Source organism: Sporolactobacillus sp. PKPK-6 (assembly GCF_056678885.1).
The window spans coordinates 1,888,372-1,907,769 of record NZ_JBWXPA010000001.1 but is presented as its reverse complement, the minus strand read 5'-3'; the positions used below and the strand labels follow the sequence as shown (position 1 = coordinate 1,907,769).

The following is a 19,398-nucleotide window of genomic DNA, read 5'->3' as shown; positions in this document are numbered from 1 at the left end:
TATTTTTGTGCTAATCCTTTACAGGATAAGCTGTGAAGCCCATTTTTGATGTTTCAAGTTTTAGTCAGATATATGAGCAATACGTTGAAACGGCATAATCCTTTCTACAGAGCAGCCCATAATGCTGCACGTAGAGCTATACAAATTAATAGGTAATCATTTGAACTGAGAGGGATTTTTAAGATCAATAAAGATTTTATATTGGGATGGTGATCATATGGATGACAAATTAAAGATCCTTTATGACCAGGCAGTGAAATTATTTGAACGGTCCGGCATTGAACCGCACAGAATGGAAGGGGAACGGGATGGTCAGGGGATTCGCCTCGACCTAAATAACCCACAAGACCGGGACTGGTACGAGAATGATGAGGCCTACGACAGACAGGTTGATCAGCCATGAAAATGACCGAGGAAGAGATTAGAGATGCCATGAAGTATGCAAAACATTCGTTATACCTATCAGGAATGCCATTGACAGCTGATGACGAGAAGGATTGCAATGCTGTTCTGTCAGGGAAAATGACGATCGAACAACTTATAGAAAAGTTAAAGCAGCAAGGCTGAAATAAAGGTGCTAGGCGTTACCAAATCAAGCAAAAAGACGACTTCTACCGTTAAAAGATAGATGTCGCTTTTCGCTTCAGTCTTAAATGGGCCAGGAATTAAATTTTTTTGAGGTATTCATCTAAATCCTTGTCCAAATTTGTCGTGTCAAAATAGTCTATAAGGTTGTTGTCAGTAAGCCAGCTCCATATAAAGTCTTTAGCAATAACCTTCATACAACCCTTGGAGCATGCTCGATCAGAAAAGTAATCTTCATGATTTGGAATAGGGTTGGTTGGAATTATTGTGAAATATTCATTATCTTCTCGGCTTGATACTTTTCTGGAGCAATTTCCACATGTAAATCCCCAATTTCTTTTTATATTGCTCCTAAACTTTTTTCTTCGAATGCGTAATGCATCAACTGGTATAAAAAATTTTCCTCTTTCCTTCGCGGATTCTGGGAATAGTTCTCTTAGGTACTCTATAAAATTCTCCTTTTTAATAAATTCATCGAGGTCAGGCAATTTAACTGTTTTTAACAATTCTTCAGCAATTAATTTTAATTCGTTTGTATGAAGTATTTCCCCATGATTATCAGTTAAAATTAAGTATTCTTTGTCGTTAGACGTTAAAGTGCCTATCATAAGTGCAGTCATCTTCATTCGATCTACAATATTCTCCAATTTTGTAGGAGTATATTCAGGTACGTTTTCTAGGCTGTACTTTTTAATGCAAGATGGGCAAACATGGCTATATCCAGATAAATGATGTGAATAAGGAGTTCGTATTTTAATGGTCTTGGTTTCTGTCATCATTCTACAATAAGCACACCAATGCATTGTCTCCAAACTTATTACCTTCCCTCAAAGCAGATATGTATTTTATAAATTTTCCCTCGCAATAGGATTCTATGACAATCATACTTTTTCCTTGCTTTTTTGGCGATTATAGACAATCAAATTTTTTTACAGGGAATAAAGTAACCTAACTAAAATGTATAGATGAATTATGGCTCTTAAATCGTAATCATTACGTAAACAGTTGTCATATGAAAACGATTATAGTTAATAGCTTGTAAACAACTGTATTGCTTGTAGAACGAATATTGTAAGCGCTATATAAAAATGTTGTAAACACGTTTACAGGTTTACTCGGCAAGAAATACATGAGAGGTCAATATCTTGATATATACAAAGTTTTGATTAACCCAAAAGGATCTCCAATGATTATACACACACCTCCTCTGACATTTTCAAATCATTGATAAAAATATTCGCACAAATGTTATAATCAAAATGACAATTTCACAAAAGATAAAGGCTTGGGTAATTGTTTTAATTTACTCAATACATAACAGCATTACGTAAGTAACGAAGCAAACGAGTATCTTTGAAACAACTTTGCTTTATATGTCAGAAAGTTAATTTAATAAGTGGAGTGAACTATACAACAAATAGAAATAATAATACAAATTGTGGCTAAGGATCCGTTACCAGTTCAAAGAGTTAAGAGAGATAACAAAGTATTGCTGGGGGAAATGAAATGGCGATTATTGACTTGGAAGATAAGATTGTCAAAATAGTGAATCGAGAAGATCATTCGGATTTTTTATACGAATTACTCAATGTTTATGATATTCCGCATGCTACTATTACACGACTAAGAAAAGGTAATCTGAACCTAACAAAACGAGCGGGTGAAGTTCACCTTAAAAATAAGGTGTGGTTTAAGAAAGCTTGTAAAGGAAGGCTTTTTGAGGGTTTTGATGATGTAGAAGAGCAAGTAGCTAATATTTCAGCCAAGCCACGCTACCTATTAGTTACTGATTTTGAAAGACTTTTGGCGAAAGATCTAGTGACACAGGAAGCACTCGATATTAAATTTAAGCAACTTCCTCAATATTTCAGTTTCTTCCTTGCTTGGAAAGGCATTGAAAAAGTCGAGTTTGAAAAAGAAAATCCAGCTGACATCAAAGCAGCTCAACGATTTGCACGTCTATATGATGTACTTCACAAAGAGAACAACATAAATGACGACGATAGAGAATTAGATCTGTTTCTTATTCGCTTGCTGTTCTGTTTATTTGCAGAAGATACCGATATTTTTAAAAGGAATAGTTTTACGAATTCAATAAAAACACTGACTGAAGAAGACGGATCAGATCTAAATGAATTCTTAACTGACTTGTTTGTTGTATTAGATAAGACTGAAAGAGATGATGTTCCGTCCTATCTAATTGAATTTGAATTTCCTTATGTAAACGGACATTTGTTCACCGAACCGCACGATGAATTGAGGTTTTCAGCAAAGTCAAGAAAATTAATCATTGAATGTGGTGAATTGTTAAATTGGTCAAAAATTAATCCTGATATTTTTGGTTCAATGATTCAAGCTGTGGCATCGGAAGAAAGCCGCAGTCATTTAGGTATGCATTATACGAGTGTCCCAAACATTATGAAAGTAATTAAACCATTGTTCTTAGATGACTTGTATGATGCTTTTGAAAAGGCGTATGACAGCATGGATAAACTTGACCTTCTTTATGAGCGAATTGGAAAAATGAAGTTTTTTGATCCAGCATGTGGCTCAGGAAATTTCTTGATTATTACCTATAAAGAATTAAGAAGATTAGAAATCAAAATCCTGTTAAGACAAAGGGAATTGTCAGAATATGTCATGTATCTCCCATCTGTGACACTTGATCAATTTTATGGAATTGAGATTGACGATTTTGCACACGACGTTGCAAGGTTGTCGCTGTGGATCGCTGAACATCAAATGAACATGGAGTTAGACGAAATCTTTAAAGATAAGGTTCGTCCTACTCTCCCACTTCAATCCGCTGGTGATATACGCTGTGCAAATGCATTACGAGTGAACTGGAATGAAGTTTGTCCTCATACAAAAGATGAAGAGGTTTATGTATTTGGCAACCCACCGTATTTAGGCTCTAAGAAACAAAACCCGAGTCATAAAAAAGATCTTATGAATGTCTTTGGATCAAGAAGTAATTATAAGCAAGTCGACTATATTGCTGGCTGGTTTCAATTAGCAGCGAATTATATGCAGGATAGTTTGGTTCGAGTGGCCTTCGTTTCGACTAATTCTATTTGTCAAGGTGAGCAAGTTGAATTGATATGGAAACGACTACTAATGAATACTCAAATATCTTTTGCGTATACTTCATTCAAATGGAACAATAATGCAAAAAAAAATGCTGGTGTAACTGTAATCATCGTTGGATTGGATTCAAGTGACAGAAATGTTAATACTAAGAGACTATTCATCGGAATGAATGAAAAATGTGTGAAGCATATTACCCCATATTTGACTGAGGGGGAGGATGCAATAGTATCTAAATTGGATAAAAGTATTTCTGGATTCCCAAAAATGGAATTTGGCAGTATGCCCCGTGATGGAGGGGGATTAATCTTTTCTCATGAGGAAAGAGAAAAAGCTATTGAGAGATACCCTGAGTTGAAACCATATATTTGGAAATATATCGGTGCTGATGAATTTATTAATAACACTTATAGATTTTGTTTATGGTTAAATCCTCAGACTTACGAAGAGATTAAAGACAATCCAGTTGTTTGTGAGAGAATGGAGCAAGTTAGACGAGCAAGGTTGTCATCCAAAGCAAAATCTACTCAAGGTGCAGCTAAGACTCCTTATTCATTTGTTCAAAAAGGTCCGGAATACTTTTATTCGAAGGACAACAAACAAATAAGTGTTATTGTTCCTGCGTTTAGTTCTGAAAATAGGTTTTATGTGCCAATAGGTATTGAGAAATCTTCAACCATTCTATCTAATAAAGTTTATGTAATTCCTAATGCTGATATAATTCTATTTGGAATTTTATCATCAAGAATACATATGACTTGGATGAGAGCTGTTGCTGGAAGATTAGAGACACGTTACGGATATTCATCTGGTATTGTGTACAATACTTTCCCCTTTCCAAGTATTTCGACACGAACGAAGCAAGAAATAGAAGCAGCTGCATTGGGTATTATAGATATTCGTGAAGAGCTTGGTAGTACTTTAGCAAAATTATATGATCAGAAAACAATGCCGACAGTTTTAAAACTAGCCCATGAAAAATTAGATAGAATAGTAGAAAGAGCATACCGTCAGAAAGATTTTGAATCCGATGCGGAACGTTTAGAAGTATTGCTTAAAATGTACCAAGAAATGAGAGAACGGTAAGGTGGCAGTATGGAAAATATAGTTGAAATTAATTACAACCAAACTGGAAAAAGTAAGAAAACAAATGAATATGGTATGCGTGAAATGCAGGCACGAGCGTTTGAAAAACGTAATTCGCAATATTTGTTAGTCAAAGCACCACCTGCATCAGGTAAATCTAGAGCGTTAATGTTTATTGGCTTGGATAAGCTCATGAAACAAGGTTTGAAGAAAGTGATTGTAGCTGTACCTGAACGATCCATCGGCTCTTCGTTTAAAAATACTGATCTGAAGAGTTATGGTTTCTTTGCAGATTGGGAAGTGAATCCTAGAAATAACTTAACAACTGCTGGTGTTGATAGTTCAAAAGTAAAAGCTTTTGTCCGTTTTATGGAATCGAATGATCAAGTGTTGATTTGTACCCATTCGACATTGCGATTTGCGTTTGAAAAAATTGATGATAAAGTATTTGATAATTGCTTGCTTGCGATTGACGAATTTCACCATGTTTCAGCTGATTCTAATTCTCGATTAGGTGAATTGCTTCGTAATATTATTCGCAATTCATCAGCGCACATTGTTGCGATGACTGGTTCATATTTTCGAGGAGATTCTGTACCAATTCTTTTACCTGAAGATGAGGAAATGTTTGATAAGGTAACGTATTCGTATTATGAACAGCTTGATGGTTACGAGTATCTAAAAAGTTTTGGGATTGGGTATCATTTTTATCAAGGAAAATATACATCAGCAATTAATGAAGTTTTGGATACAAATTTAAAAACAATTATTCATATTCCAAATGTGAATTCTGGTGAATCCACAAAGGATAAATACGATGAAGTGAATCAGATACTTGATTTGATCGGTGAAGTTGATTATCAAGATGAAGAAACTGGAATTATTTATGTTAAGCGCCATACTGACGGAAAAATATTAAAGATTGCCGATTTGGTGGATGACCAGGCTGAACGAGAAAAAGTCGTTTCGTATTTACGCAATATTAAAGATCTAAAAGATTTAGATCTAATTATTGCTCTTGGCATGGCAAAAGAGGGATTCGATTGGCCCTTTTGTGAACACGCTTTGACAGTTGGATATCGAGGCTCACTCACGGAAATTGTACAAATCATCGGTCGCTGTACTCGTGATAGTTATAACAAAACCCATGCTCAATTTACGAACCTTATTGCACAACCTGATGCAAAGGACGAAGTAGTGACTTATACAGTTAACACGATGCTTAAAGCTATTTCTGCTTCTCTGTTAATGGAACAGGTTCTTACACCTGACTTTAAATTTAAGCGCAGGAGAAATAATAGCGATAAATCTTCTACAACAGGGGAATTGTTCGTAAAAGGGCTGAGGGAACCGTCAACAGAAAATGTAAAAAAGATTATTGAAAATGATATTAATGACTTAAAAGCAAAAATTATACAAGATACGCAAGTCCAGAAAACATTCACTGGTGAAGTTGATCCAAAAGTTTTGAATAAAGTATTGATTCCGAAAGTAATTCAAAAAGTTTACCCGAATTTGTCAGATGATGAGATTGAGGAAGTTAGGCAGCATGTTGTATTGGATACAGTGATGAAAGGTGCTAAATCGGAAGTCGTTGGAAACAAAGAATTTATTCGTATGGCGGATAAATTTGTAAATATAGAGGACTTAGACATTAATCTCATTGATTCAATTAATCCATTCCAAAAGGCGTTTGAGGTCTTATCAAAAGATTTCAGCTCACCAGTATTGAAACTGATTCAGGAATCGATTGATGCGAAGCGGATTTCATTTGATGAAGATGAATTGGTCTTTATTTGGCCAAAAGTTGAGGAATTCTACCAATCAAAAGGAAGGCGACCAGATCCAAAATCTGAAGACCCGATGGAAATGCGTATGGGTGAAGCAGTAATTTATATGCAAGAGTTAAGGAGGAAACGTGAAAGTGGCAAATAGATACCATTCGATTAATGAAATCATGGATAGTTCACTATTTACCGAAATCACAACACCACCTAAGAATGCTTCGAAAGTTTATTATGATCCAGCCCTTGAAAAGTTCCTTGAGATTGTTGATTTTGTGAAAGAACATGGGCGTGAACCGTACAAAGTTCCTACAGATTTGGCTGAACGAAGTCTGGCGAGTCGATTAATTGGGATTCGTAAAGATCGTGATCGTATGGAACATTTGAAACAGTATGATGAACTTGGATTGCTGGATACAGAAACGCAGGAAATCAAAGCTCCTAAAATTTCTTCCATTGATGATATCCTAAACAGAGGCTCCTCTGAGTTGCTGAGGAATAATCTGATTAATGATAAAGCCTCTTCGATTTTTGATACAAGCTCACTTCAAAAGGTTACCACAATGCCTGATTATGTTGCAAAACGCAAAAAAATAAAGGATTTTGGAGAGTATGAGGAACTGTTCAAGATGTGCCATAGGGAAATAACAGAAGGAAAACGAAAAATAGTAAAGTTCGAAAATGAACAAGACATTCTTTCTAATAGTTTCTTTGTATTAAAGGGAGTGCTTCTCTATGTTAAGACTGTGGGGAAGAGGAAAAAGATAAAAAACAAAACCAATGCCCGCCTTCAGTGTGTTTTTGAAAATGGAACAGAATCGGATATGTTACTCCGTTCACTTTCTGCTGAGTTATATAAACATGGAAGACGAGTAACTGACAATGAAGATACATTATTGGATAATGTTAGGGTAGATGATATCTCGACAGGATATATCTATGTACTGAAATCATTGAGCACTGATCCACAAATTAGTTTTATTAAGGACTTATACAAGATCGGTTTTACAACAGGACTGGTAGAAAACAGAATTAGAAACGCAGAAAATGAATCAACTTATCTATATGCGCCAGTGGAAATAGTTTCAACATATCAGGTGTTGAATATGGATGCCGGTAAGTTTGAGACAGCAATTCATCATGCACTAGCAAATAAAAATTTGGACGTTTCTATTTTAGGGGCAAATGGGAAAATGCTTGTTCCTAAAGAATGGTTTGTTATTAGTCTTGAAGAGTTACAAAGAATAATTGATCGGATAGTTATGGATATTAAACTTTAAAATTCTGGCTATTCAATATTTATTTGTGTTAGATTGCAATTATAATGCCAACGGGACAACAACCGGAGGTACTAACGGGTTTGTTCTAGTTTGAAATCTTAGTAGGTTTCGGGTGGTTAAGAGCTGATCTCTCGAATGATCTGGCTATGCTTCCATATATTGCAAACTGTAAAACAGATAACAAAGAGGCGATATGTCAAAGTCAAGCCACAAGGGATTATTTTCTAAACGAATACTATTAATCTAGAGGCACCTACAAAAAATATACCTTTTAAATAAGATTAAATGGGTAGATAGTCTAAAGTATTCGTTAAATTTATTTCTTGACAAAATGGTGCATGGAGGTTTAATATAGTGAAGTCAAAAAACGAATAATTTTTATAGTTTAGAGTACACTAATAAGGGACATTTGAGCCCAGATTATAAAATATGGCCATTGAGCCATGGGGAGTTTGTATTTGTGCTCCCACTGAAAAGGATCCAGTGAGATATCTCGCTGGATCCTTTTCAGTATTTGATTTAAGAGAAGTATTTTGAAAGTCCATGATGTAATACAAACGATTCTGAAAAGTTTGGCTCGCTATACGCATCATCTCTATAGCCCCATGAGTAATGATAAATAGTAGGCTTATTTTTACGGCTTTTGTAGACCCATGAGTTTCCAATAACACCATATTTGTAAAGCTGTGCAATAGTTTGTTTGAGATTGACTATTTTAGGATAATCTTCTTTATGTTTAGCTAAAAATTCCTCTATCTGCATATAATATAAAATCGGATTTCTCATATCCGTAACTAGTCTAAGTCCGTCAAGTATTGACTCTTTATTCTTTAGAATACTTAACTCATTTTGAAGTTCTTGATAAAACCATTTTGAATATTCATTTGCAGACGTTTTAAAGAAGTTTGGTTCAAAGTATAGTGCCTTTGGGTTATTTTTTCTAATTAAATTAAGATATTGAACTATGTCTCGAGGTCTGCCAAAACTATTGTTCAGAAGAAAATCCAATATTGGCTTATTATTTAATTGTTTAGGAAATATAGTTCTGTAAAGCGTTTTTCTATCTAGACTTGAATATTCTGGAATAGAATTCTGGATTTTATATAAAATTAATTCCATTAATGGGTGATCTTCAGGATTTTTATGGTTTTTTTCAATCCAATATAAACGAACATCTCCTTCAGTTGTTAATTTATTCGAGTTACTCGAATATTTATGTATTCCTTCTATTATGTCACTTCTAAGAAGTAAGATGATTTTTGCTGATCCATTTTTTATACTGGAAAATTCAAGGTTTAATTTTTTAGCCGACTCAAGCATGCATTTTAAAAGTGCATAGTAATTTATCGTTTCAGTTACTCTTTCATCTATTTCATCTAAATCATCAAAAATAAGGACTATATTGTTTTTCTTTATTAAGCAACTGGAGACCAGCTTATGCAGCCTTGAAAGTAGTTCAAAATATTCTGCGTGCTTGTAGTTTTGGCCAGTATTGACTATGTTTGTTTGTTCTTCAGAGAATTGAGCTTGTTTCGGGCCCAAGAATGAACTGTTTTTTTGTCCAGTTGAAGTACTTTTGTTGAAATCGACTAATTTAAATATATTGTCTGGATATTGAAGTTTAAAAAAGTTTTTCAGCTTCTTCTCAGCTGAAAATGGGATAATTGATTTAATAGTTTTCCTTTTAACTAGCATCCTGCCCATTTGTAATAAAAAAAACCATTCCCAAAATATAATACGTTCATCAACATCAAAGTCTCTATGATTTAAATCTAGAAGTTTCTGAAGTTTAAAATCATTTTTCTTGTATATATGACAATAGTAATTCTTTTTTTCATTTGTTTTTTTTAATATGTAATTGGCTAGGATTGTTTTACCTGTTCCTTTCCTTCCAGAGATGATAAATTTTTCAGGTTGCATAATTTCATTATATTTACTGTTTTTAGTGTAAAATAAACGTTCAAAATTATCATTAGTCGATTCTTGTTCACCGTCAGTACTGCCGATATATAAATCTATAAGAGGTATTCTTTTCGTCGACAAAATACATCCCTCCTTAATAACATTCAGCATTATATCATAATTTTTAATCTTGGATGTTTTTAAATTTTGATGGTGAATAATGTAAGCTAACTTATTAATTAGCGAGCAGACTAGGTGTGTCAGAAGCACAAGTATCTAGAGATGAAAGAAATGAATATTACGGAGCTACAACAGAACGAATTCAGCAAGTAATAGAAGCAATGGAAGTGGTGACAAAAACAAAAATTGAAGTTGCAAGTTAACTAATTAGGTGCAAATCAGGTGCAAAAACAATGAAAAATAGTGGAAATTAGGAGGATACAATAAAAAAAACAAATAGTGGAATGCCAATTTAAAGGGGTTTGTGGCAACTGTAACAATATAATACAGCCTAAGATATCCCTTTTCCTAAACCGTGCGTCGCAGGTTCGATTCCTGCCAGGGCCATTATAGAAAATCGTGAGAACCCTTGATAATGAAGGGTTCTTTTTTTGTGCAATAAGAACGTATAGTGCATTCGGGCATGGGCATTTTAGATGTCAGGATTGGGGATTATTTTGGAACATTTCAGAAAAGGTAAGTTAGCTTTAGTGGAACTCAAAGAATTTATAGATAGAAATTAAAAAACTTAAAAATGTCAGTTGAAGGTTTATTCATCACAGCGAAAGGCATAGATAAGAGCTGGCAAGAATTCTCTGCCTAAACCGTGCACCGAAAAATAGTAAGGTTTTAAGAAAATAGTAATATTTAATTTTCTGTTATAATACAGAGCTTATCTGTGATATAGTATTGATGTTTGTTTTTATTTTATATTGGAGAGCTGGGTTTATTCATGACAGTTAGTTGGTTAGGAGCTATTATCGGATTAATTTTGGCTATTCTACTAATATTAAAGCATTTGAATCCGGTTTATGCTTTATTTACAGGGGCCATTATTGGTGCCCTGATTGGCGGTGCGAATTTTACAGAAACGGTTAATCTTGTTGTCAATGGTACGGCTAGTGTGACCGGTACGATTGTGCGTGTTCTCGCTGCCGGTGTTTTAGCCGGTGTGATGATGGATACAGGCGCTGCCGAACGGATCGCACGGACGATTGTTGATCGTTTTAGTGACCGTATGGCTTTATTTTCACTCGCTCTAGCGACAATGATTATTACGGCGGTCGGTGTGTTTATTCCTGTCGCAGTAATTATCGTTGCTCCGATTGCACTTGCGGTTGGCGAAAAATTAGGTTTTACCAGATTGAGTCTGCTTTTGGCGCTCAGCGGCGGGGGCAAGGCGGGCAATATTATTTCTCCTAATGCAAACACGATTATGGCCGCTAAAGGATTTCATGTTGATTTATCGCAAGTCATGCTTCATGGCTTGATTCCTGCCATTTTTGGCTTGATTGCAACCGTCATGATCGCCTCAATCATTAAGCATCGCGGTGTAAAAGCAGTTGCTCCTGCCCAGAAAAAATCAGATGATTCGAATGATCATCTGCCAAGTTTTGGACAAGCCATTGTAGCTCCGGCAGTGGCCATCATTGTTTTAATGCTGAATCCAATTGGTGATATTTTTCACATTGCTCTATTAAAGAGCTTTCAGATTGATGCAATGTATATTCTTCCGATTGCGGGTATTATCGGTTTAATTGCTATGAGAAAAACAGGCCGCATGATGACTTATATTTCTTCGGGTGTCGAGAAAATGACGGGTGTAGTCATGATCTTAATTGGTGCCGGAGCACTGGCCGGACTGATCGCCTCTTCGGATCTCAGCACGGTTATTGTGAATGGCGTGAACTATTTCGGAATTCCCGGCATTCTGCTTTCCCCCATTTCAGGGATTATGATGGGAGCCGCTGTTGCCTCGACATCTACAGGTGTCATTATTGCAACGCAATCGTTTGCACACTCAATTCTGAGTTTCGGTGTATCGCCAGTGGGAGCCGCTGTGATGATGCAGACCGGAGCTGTGACAATTGATCAGCTTCCTCAAGGTAATTATTTCCACGTAACACGTGCTTCGATGGGGATGAGCATTAAAGAAAGACTGACACTTGTTCCTTATGAAGCGCTCGTCGGGTTAACGATGGTTGTTGTATCAACGATTATATACGGTGTCATTCTGTAAAGAGGTGGAAACGATGAAATCAACATTTGTGCTAGCACCAGATTCATTCAAAGAAAGTATGACGGCAAAAGAAGTTTGCAAGGCTATGGAAAAAGGATTACGCAAGGTTTATCCGAATGCCCGCTATATACATGTTCCGATGGCTGATGGCGGAGAAGGAACAACACAATCGCTTGTTGATGCGACGGGTGGGCAAATCATTCATCAGGTAGTTACAGGTCCCTTGGGCAGGCCTGTAACGGCTTCGATCGGCATTTTAGGAGATCAGCCGGATACGGCAGTCATTGAAATGTCGAGCGCAAGCGGTATTCAACTTGTTCAGCAGGAAGAAAGGGATCCTGAAGTAACGACAACGTATGGAACAGGAGAACTGATTCTTGCATGCTTGGATAGAGGCATCCGTCATATTATTATCGGACTTGGCGGCAGCGCCACCAATGACGGCGGTGCGGGTATGGCTCAGGCACTTGGGGTGAAGTTGCTTGATGATAAAGGAAGAGAATTGCCTTATGGAGGAGGAGCACTGGCACGATTGGCTCGAATAGATCAATCAGGAGTTGACCCGCGCATAGAGCATTTGAAAATTGATATTGCATCCGATGTGAAGAATCCACTTTGCGGGCCGCAAGGTGCCTCCCATGTTTTCGGCAAACAAAAAGGCGGAACGCCGGATGTCTTAAAAAAGCTCGATGCCAACCTCGCTCATTATTCGACGATCATTAAGCGTGATGTGCATCGAGATATCGTTGATGTTCCAGGCAGCGGCGCAGCAGGTGGGCTAGGTGCGGGAATGCTGGCATTTACCAGTGCATCGATCGCTTCGGGTATTGAATTGGTTATAAAGTATACGCATCTGGAACACTATGTATCAGATGCTGATTATGTGTTTACTGGTGAGGGAAGTATTGATGATCAAACGCAATATGGCAAAACGCCGTTTGGTGTTGCACAGGTGGCAGTCAGACATGACAAACCGGTCATTGCACTTGCCGGTCATGTAGGTGAAAAAATTGACACACTGTACGAGAAAGGATTTACCGCGATTTTCGGCATTGTTTCCGGTAGCATGTGTTTAGAAGAAGCACTAAAATCTGGGTCTGAAGCGGTTACCAGAACCAGTGAAAACATTGGTCGTGTTATTAAGACCGTGCGCAAATTTTAATTGAGTAAATTACAGATTTTCTATTAAAAAAGTGATCCGGTATAGACTGGATCACTTTTTTAATACGATTGGACAAGTGGGCAAAAAAACATACTGCTATTCATGTTAGATGGATACAGAAACTAACTCAGAATGATTATTTTTTTGCTGGAAGGTGTTTATTGAACCATAATAATTCATCATGTCTTTATTAAAACGTTGATATTCACTTGGTGTCAATGTAAGTATATATCCTGAAGTTTTCCCAGAGGAGCTGTATCTAGAGATGCTGCCTGGAATACGACGGAATGCATTTTTCGTTCCGACAGTAACATTAAGCGGCGTAGATGTGAGATCTAATCGAATAACATAACTATTTTTCAAGTGCACCAAAACTGTTCGATTGCTTCGAAAGGAGTATGAATCAACCGCCTGCTCCGATTTAATACTCTGCGCTGCTTTATAGTCGATCACTTCTCCGTAAACAGCCAAAATCGCGATGACAAAAGCAGCTGCCACTAATAGTGCAATACCTATACGCTTGCTAAAAAATGTACTTTTCATGTTCGATGAATGCCTCACTCTGATGGATTTCAATGTCACAAACATTATCACAGAAATGACAAAAAATCTACACAAAATGTACACAATTTTATTGATGATACTTATAAGTTTTTTTCATGAGTTATTTGTGATGATAAAATTAACTATTATTTTAAAGCCTGAATGCTTCGAAGCACGCGCTCTGCTTGTACGATTTGATCTTTTAGATAGGACGGTGTTTGCGGATGAGCCAGTATTTCTTCAGTTGTCATCCAATAGAATTCGGCGACTTCATCGGCACTGACTGCGTGCGGGGTGCCGGATTTTGGGATGCACAAGAAGATTGTTTCAAGTGCGCATCGTCCATCGTGCAGAACAAAGGATGCACTTTTTACGTATGTGAGCTCGCTTACTTCAATCGCAATTTCTTCTTTAATTTCGCGGCGCAGCGCGTGCTCCAAAACATCATTCGGCTGATCGCTCAGGTCAACTTTTCCGCCGACGAGCGCAAGCAGTCCGGCAGCGTGTTCTTCCTTCTCGCTGCGCTTAATAATCAGCCAGCGCCCTCCTTGATAAATTGCAGCTTCGACAATGACGAGAAACATTATAATCCCTCCGTTCGCAGCAGATTAAGTCTTTCTTTATTATAAAGCTGTCTGCGCTTTTCTTGAATGTCGATTGTAACTTTGATAAAGTCAAAAGTAATTTACTGGTTTGTTTCAACGAGGGGGCGTGAAAATGGCTGATCGTACATTTTTTGTTTCTTTATCGGCTCAAGAGGCAGCGACTGGTTAAAAAAAAGCAGGAGAATGCCGATCAAGTGTTTGAATCGCATTCAAACGAAAATGGCGTTGAGCAATGCATCCTTGTTTACCAAAAGTATTTCTTTCGCAATAGCAATTATGCTGCATTAACTGCGGTCATTGATAACCTTTTAGGGACGACAAAGGTAACGGCTGTTGTCACAGGAGGATCAGGTTCGTTATTTACCTCCTGGGATTGGGGTGCAGCAGGCGATTGGCTGGAGGAATTCTCTGAAGGCTTCACGAAATACATTATTAAAGAATAATGGACGGTTGTCCATTAAATGAATCAACGTGTAACAATTCGAGATATTATTTCGTTTGTATAGATATAAGGGCAAAGGAGGAGGCAGACGATGAACAGCCAATTGGAAAATCAGGCTCGGGATGATGCATTTGCGCAGCGCATCCGCCCATATATGACGATGATGCACAGGCAATGCGTGAGACTGGCGGGAAATGTGTGGGACGGCGATGATCTTTTTCAGCGTTCGATGATGAAATGTTTCAAAGCATGGCAGGAACGAGCGACTCGTTCGATCACAAAGGCATATCTCTATCGCATCATTTCAAACACATGGATTGATGAGCATCGGAAAGTACGTGTGACGGAACATAGTCAAGAATCCTTTGATGATATCGCTGCGCGCAGTGAAGAAAAGAACACAAGTGAACATTTCGCTTCAGCGATGAAAATCGTGCTTGAGAAGTTAAATGCAAGGCAAAGACTGGTATACTTAATGCAGGCAGGTTTGGGACTGACTGCACCTGTGGTCGCCAAGCGATTGGGAGAAACCGAAGGCAATGTGCGTGTGATTTATCATCGAGCGAAAAGGCGCGTTGCATCTAATCAGCCTGGACCGGATGCGCATCCTGATGAACGGCGTTTGGTCCGCTATATCAATGCATTTCAAAGCGGCGATCCTGATCGGCTGCTTGCCCTCTATCATGAGGAAACACGCCTGCACCATGCGCGTAAATCCGGTTTCGGCGGCTCTGGCATTACCTGCCGACTGGCTGCTTAATAATAAAATAATTGAATCGAATTACAGGGAGGAATTACTGTGTCATCATTTTTTATTCCATATGTCATTGAACAATCAAGCCGTGGGGAGCGCTCCTATGACATTTACTCACGTTTGCTGAAGGATCGCGTTATTTTCCTTGGTTCGGAGATCAACGATGAGGTTGCAAACAGCATTGTTGCTCAGCTGCTTTTCTTAGCCTCGGAGGATTCGGAGAAGGATATCTCCATTTATGTCAACAGCCCAGGCGGCTCTGTGTCTGCCGGCTTTGCAATTCTGGATACGATGAATTTTATTAAGCCAGACATTCAGACGATTTGTGTCGGCATGGCTGCATCAATGGCTTCAATCATCCTGACATCGGGAACCAAAGGCAAACGTCTTTCGCTTCCAAACGGCGAAGTGATGATTCATCAGCCGCTTGGTGGTGCGCAAGGTCAGGCAAGTGATATCGAAATTAGCGCACGTCATATTTTGAAGACGAAAGAAAAGCTGAATAAGATTCTATCGGAGACATCGAACCGGAGCTATGAACAGATTTTGAAGGACACGGATCGTGACAACTTCTTAACTGCTGAACAAGCGAAGGAATATGGCTTTGTCGATAAAATCATCGAAAAATTATAAGTAAATGATTCAGCCTGGCACATTTTAGCGCCAGGCTTTTTATTTACCAGTATTTTCTGTTTTGTTCTTGTGCATTGTGCCGATCTCCAGTACCCTAAACATGGGGGAGGCGCGACAATGAAAAAGGTTCTTTTTACGATCTTAGGCTGTTTGATTATCTTTGCTGTAATTGGCGGAGCGGGTTACCTTTATTATCAGAAACAGCAGCATAACGAAGTACGTCAGCAGACAGCAGAGAAAATGATTGAAAAAATCAACCAAGCGGATCCTAGTGACAAGAAAAATCCCTTTGGCAAGGATAAAAAGATAAATGACTTAACCGATGATGACATGCAGCTGTTCATACATGAAATGGCACATCAGAAGGTCAAGGCAGATCAAAAATGGGGCTTTATTTTAATTTCGAAAAATCGTATTGATTGGCTGAACCGTGCACTGGATAAGAATAAATTTACCCATGAAAAGACGTACCGCACCATTTTGACCCGCTGGAAAAACGGCGATTTTTCCAAGGCAGTCCAAGATCATAATACAATTTGGAAGCTTCAAGGCGGGACGATTGGCAAGGCAACAGGATTATTATCTGCGTCAGAGGAAAAACAGTACATAGAGGAGCAGAGCAAAAAATAATCCTTTTTTAGTGAATAGAAAAAGTGATGCCGCACATAATAAAACCACCTTTTGAAAAGGAGGTTTTGACCTTGGTGGATAAGCCGGGAACACGATACAGCGTGCAGAATGAAGAGGAACTTTGGCCGGCGGCGGATCCTTCGCACGTATCGAAGCGTACGGACGGGAGCATAAATACCCGCCCCGGGCAGCGGATGTTTTCTGCACATGAAAAGCAGCGGAATAGCGATCATACGGAGGGATGACAGGTGAAAGAGCCGGGCAGTACCGATGAATTGATCAAACGTTTTGGCATGTCACATGCCAAGCATTCGCCCAATCAAGTGAACGGCGAAACGCAGCAGACACAATCAGGAAAAATTCTTGAAGTCAATGCAAGGCGACACCAAAAGTAAAACCGGGTCAAAAGGTGAGGAAGGCGGTTCTCCGAAAAGGAAACCGCCTTTTCCTTATTTTTGATTTTTCAAATTTTCTTTGTATAATGGATGTAAGCCTTTTAAAATGGTTAATAAAAGCATAAAGATATGTAGTGGACAACGGAAACTTTTGATGAAAATCAGACGTATGTATATTACAAGCTTTAAGGAGGATGACAGCTTATGGTTGAATTTGCATCGAACGCGGTTCGCAAACCGTACTCGAAATTGTTCGCAGCGTTTTTTTCCGGGTTGCTGGTGACAACAGTCGGACTCTATTTGGGACAATACGTCTCTGATGCACTGCGCTTGCCGCTGTTTATTGTAGAATTTGTGATGCTCTTTATGATGATGGGTGTAAGAAAGCGTAAAGCGGTCGGCTACTCATTGATGTATGGGTTCATGTTTATCTCCGGTGTGACCTTATATACGGCAATTAATCACTACGTAAGCTTGCTCGGCGCGTCGCTCGTGATGCAGGCATTCACGGTAACAACGGTTTCGTTTGCCGCTATTGCGATTTATGCCATGGTAAGTAAACGCGATTTTTCCTTTCTCGGCGGATTCTTATTCATTGGCCTAATTGCGCTGATTGTTTTATCACTTTTCAGTGTTTTTATCCCTGTGTCTACGATGACGGCGCAGATTTATTCAGGACTTGGCATTCTTATTTTCGTCGGGTATACATTGTTTGATTTCAGCCGATTGACCGTGCATGGATTTACGGATGAAGATATCCCGATGATTGTTGTGTCGATCTATCTCGACTTTATCAACTTGTTCCTTTATATTCTGCAATTCATCGGTATCGGATCCAAAAACTAAATGTGAGTATATAAAGAAGACGTTGCGGCGTCTTCTTTTTTTGGAAAAAATTTTCGGATATTTGCTCATTTTATTCTTTTGCATGTCATGGAACATCCGTTATACTTAACAAGTTGGACAAATTATACATAGTTGGAGGAGTTGCACGTGGCAGGACGCATCGTTCAAACAGACGAGAAGCTTCCATTAATTGAAAGTATTCCTTTAAGTTTTCAGCACTTATTTGCGATGTTCGGGTCTACGGTTCTTGTACCGCTTATTTTCAAGGTTGACCCGGCAACCATTTTACTGATGAACGGAATTGGCACGCTGCTTTATTTGGCAATCTGTCGTGGGAAAATTCCGGCTTATCTAGGCTCAAGCTTCGCGTTTATCTCGCCGGTGCTTGCGGTAATCGGAACGAGCGGCTATCAAGCTGCGCTCGGCGGATTTATCGCCGTCGGCTTGGTCTTCATTATTGTTTCATTTATTATTCATCTCGTTGGTACAAAGTGGATTGATATTGTTTTTCCTCCGGTCACGATGGGATCAATTGTTGCGATCATCGGACTGCAACTGATTCCGACAGCAGCAACGAGTGCCGGATTAATTGCCCCGGCAGGAGTCGCCAAGTGGGCAATGGATCCGAAAACGGTTCTTGTCTCGCTCCTGACGATTTTAATTACCATTCTCGGATGGGTACTGTTCCGCGGATTCATGAAAATTATTCCGATTCTGATCGGTATTGTTGCCGGATATTTTATTGCTTGGGGTGTCGGTATTCTGGATTTTAAACCGGTTGCGTCGGCAAGCTGGCTTTCTCTGCCTCACTTCTATACACCGACTTGGGATATGGCAAGCATTTCCATTATTCTTCCGGCAGCACTAGTCGTCATTGCCGAACACATCGGCCACTTGATTGTTACCGGTAATATTGTCGGCAAGGATCTGATTAAGGATCCGGGACTTGATCGTTCGATGTTCGGTAACGGTATTTCAACGGTCATTTCCGGATTTGTCGGGGCGACCCCGAATACGACTTACGGCGAAAACATTGGTGTACTCGCAATTACGCGCGTTTATTCCACATGGATCATTGGCGGAGCGGCGGTTATTGCCGTTGTTCTTTCCTTTGTCGGTAAGCTTTCGGCACTGATTTCATCCATTCCTTCGGCTGTTATCGGCGGCATTTCGCTGATCCTTTACGGTGTCATTGCATCCAACGGCTTCCGTATTTTTGTCGAATCGAAGGTTGATTTTGCCAAAGCGCAAAACATCATTCTCGCAACGGTAATCTTTGCGACCGGGCTTAGTGGTGTGACGATCAATGTTGGCAAGGTTCCTCTGAACGGCATGGGTCTTGCGACGATCGTTGGCGTGCTGCTCAGCTTGTTCTTTGCACTGATTAACAAGTTGCATCTTTCTAATGAAGAAGAATAATTGGTT

At 38.7% G+C, this 19,398-nt stretch carries 20 protein-coding genes; 16 read left to right on the top strand and 4 right to left on the bottom strand.

Annotated features, from left to right (window positions below):
- Positions 1-217 precede the first annotated feature (217 nt).
- On the top strand, positions 218-403 hold the full coding sequence (locus tag AC1MBV_RS09395) for a hypothetical protein (protein WP_480948133.1): 186 nt from the start codon (positions 218-220) through the stop codon (positions 401-403).
- A gap of 29 nt (positions 404-432) precedes the next feature.
- A complete protein-coding gene (locus tag AC1MBV_RS09390; protein ID WP_480948132.1) occupies positions 433-567 on the top strand; it encodes an antitoxin VbhA family protein in 135 nt (44 codons plus the stop codon).
- Between the two features lie 98 nt (positions 568-665).
- On the opposite strand, the gene AC1MBV_RS09385 is transcribed toward AC1MBV_RS09390, so the two are convergent.
- Positions 666-1,361, bottom strand: coding sequence for a hypothetical protein (locus tag AC1MBV_RS09385; RefSeq protein WP_480948131.1), 696 nt, complete (start codon positions 1,359-1,361; stop codon positions 666-668).
- Between the two features lie 730 nt (positions 1,362-2,091).
- On the opposite strand from AC1MBV_RS09385, the gene AC1MBV_RS09380 reads away from it, so the two are divergent.
- From AC1MBV_RS09380 to AC1MBV_RS09370, 3 genes are read left to right on the top strand one after another with little or no spacing between them, the layout of a single operon-like run.
- A complete protein-coding gene (locus AC1MBV_RS09380) occupies positions 2,092-4,758 on the top strand; it encodes a class I SAM-dependent DNA methyltransferase (RefSeq protein ID WP_480948130.1) in 2,667 nt (888 codons plus the stop codon).
- Between the two features lie 9 nt (positions 4,759-4,767).
- Positions 4,768-6,693: a DEAD/DEAH box helicase gene (locus tag AC1MBV_RS09375; RefSeq protein ID WP_480948129.1), complete on the top strand. Its 1,926-nt coding sequence runs from the start codon at positions 4,768-4,770 to the stop codon at positions 6,691-6,693.
- 22 nt (positions 6,694-6,715) lie between these two features.
- Complete coding sequence (locus AC1MBV_RS09370; RefSeq protein ID WP_480948278.1) at positions 6,716-7,822, top strand: GIY-YIG nuclease family protein; 1,107 nt, start codon at positions 6,716-6,718, stop codon at positions 7,820-7,822.
- 519 nt (positions 7,823-8,341) lie between these two features.
- Here AC1MBV_RS09370 and AC1MBV_RS09365 read toward each other — a convergent pair.
- On the bottom strand, positions 8,342-9,865 hold the full coding sequence (locus AC1MBV_RS09365) for a P-loop ATPase, Sll1717 family (protein ID WP_480948128.1): 1,524 nt from the start codon (positions 9,863-9,865) through the stop codon (positions 8,342-8,344).
- Positions 9,866-9,981: 116 nt separating this feature from the next.
- Between AC1MBV_RS09365 and AC1MBV_RS09360 the strand changes: the two genes are divergently transcribed.
- The 3 genes from AC1MBV_RS09360 (at position 9,982) to AC1MBV_RS09350 (ending at position 13,125) form a co-directional block, all read left to right on the top strand.
- On the top strand, positions 9,982-10,107 hold the full coding sequence (locus AC1MBV_RS09360; protein WP_480948127.1) for a hypothetical protein: 126 nt from the start codon (positions 9,982-9,984) through the stop codon (positions 10,105-10,107).
- A gap of 569 nt (positions 10,108-10,676) precedes the next feature.
- Positions 10,677-11,963, top strand: coding sequence for a GntP family permease (locus AC1MBV_RS09355; RefSeq protein WP_255748668.1), 1,287 nt, complete (start codon positions 10,677-10,679; stop codon positions 11,961-11,963).
- A gap of 13 nt (positions 11,964-11,976) precedes the next feature.
- A complete protein-coding gene (locus AC1MBV_RS09350) occupies positions 11,977-13,125 on the top strand; it encodes a glycerate kinase (RefSeq protein ID WP_255748667.1) in 1,149 nt (382 codons plus the stop codon).
- Positions 13,126-13,230: 105 nt separating this feature from the next.
- Here the strand turns inward: AC1MBV_RS09350 and AC1MBV_RS09345 are convergent, their stop codons facing one another.
- On the bottom strand, positions 13,231-13,668 hold the full coding sequence (locus AC1MBV_RS09345) for a hypothetical protein (RefSeq protein WP_255748666.1): 438 nt from the start codon (positions 13,666-13,668) through the stop codon (positions 13,231-13,233).
- 146 nt (positions 13,669-13,814) lie between these two features.
- Positions 13,815-14,252, bottom strand: coding sequence for an NUDIX hydrolase (locus AC1MBV_RS09340; RefSeq protein WP_255748665.1), 438 nt, complete (start codon positions 14,250-14,252; stop codon positions 13,815-13,817).
- 152 nt (positions 14,253-14,404) lie between these two features.
- Between AC1MBV_RS09340 and AC1MBV_RS09335 the strand changes: the two genes are divergently transcribed.
- The 8 genes from AC1MBV_RS09335 to uraA all read left to right on the top strand — a co-directional run bounded on the left by AC1MBV_RS09335 (position 14,405) and on the right by uraA (position 19,392).
- Positions 14,405-14,716, top strand: a complete 312-nt coding sequence (locus AC1MBV_RS09335; protein ID WP_255748664.1) for a DUF6054 family protein — start codon at positions 14,405-14,407, stop codon at positions 14,714-14,716.
- Between the two features lie 90 nt (positions 14,717-14,806).
- Positions 14,807-15,475, top strand: coding sequence for an RNA polymerase sigma factor (locus tag AC1MBV_RS09330; RefSeq protein WP_255748663.1), 669 nt, complete (start codon positions 14,807-14,809; stop codon positions 15,473-15,475).
- A 39-nt stretch (positions 15,476-15,514) separates the two neighbouring features.
- Positions 15,515-16,102 (top strand): ATP-dependent Clp endopeptidase proteolytic subunit ClpP, encoded by a 588-nt coding sequence (gene clpP / locus AC1MBV_RS09325; RefSeq protein WP_370646081.1) that lies wholly within the window; start codon positions 15,515-15,517, stop codon positions 16,100-16,102.
- A gap of 117 nt (positions 16,103-16,219) precedes the next feature.
- Positions 16,220-16,732 (top strand): DUF6241 domain-containing protein, encoded by a 513-nt coding sequence (locus tag AC1MBV_RS09320; protein ID WP_255748662.1) that lies wholly within the window; start codon positions 16,220-16,222, stop codon positions 16,730-16,732.
- A 74-nt stretch (positions 16,733-16,806) separates the two neighbouring features.
- Entirely contained in the window at positions 16,807-16,977 is a 171-nt protein-coding gene (gene sspK / locus AC1MBV_RS09315) for a small, acid-soluble spore protein K (RefSeq protein WP_255748661.1), read from the top strand.
- A 3-nt stretch (positions 16,978-16,980) separates the two neighbouring features.
- Entirely contained in the window at positions 16,981-17,127 is a 147-nt protein-coding gene (locus AC1MBV_RS09310) for a YpzG family protein (protein ID WP_255748660.1), read from the top strand.
- A 204-nt stretch (positions 17,128-17,331) separates the two neighbouring features.
- Positions 17,332-17,973 (top strand): Bax inhibitor-1/YccA family protein, encoded by a 642-nt coding sequence (locus AC1MBV_RS09305; protein WP_255748659.1) that lies wholly within the window; start codon positions 17,332-17,334, stop codon positions 17,971-17,973.
- 147 nt (positions 17,974-18,120) lie between these two features.
- Positions 18,121-19,392, top strand: coding sequence for a uracil permease (uraA, locus tag AC1MBV_RS09300; protein ID WP_255748658.1), 1,272 nt, complete (start codon positions 18,121-18,123; stop codon positions 19,390-19,392).
- The last annotated feature ends 6 nt before the right edge of the window (positions 19,393-19,398 follow it).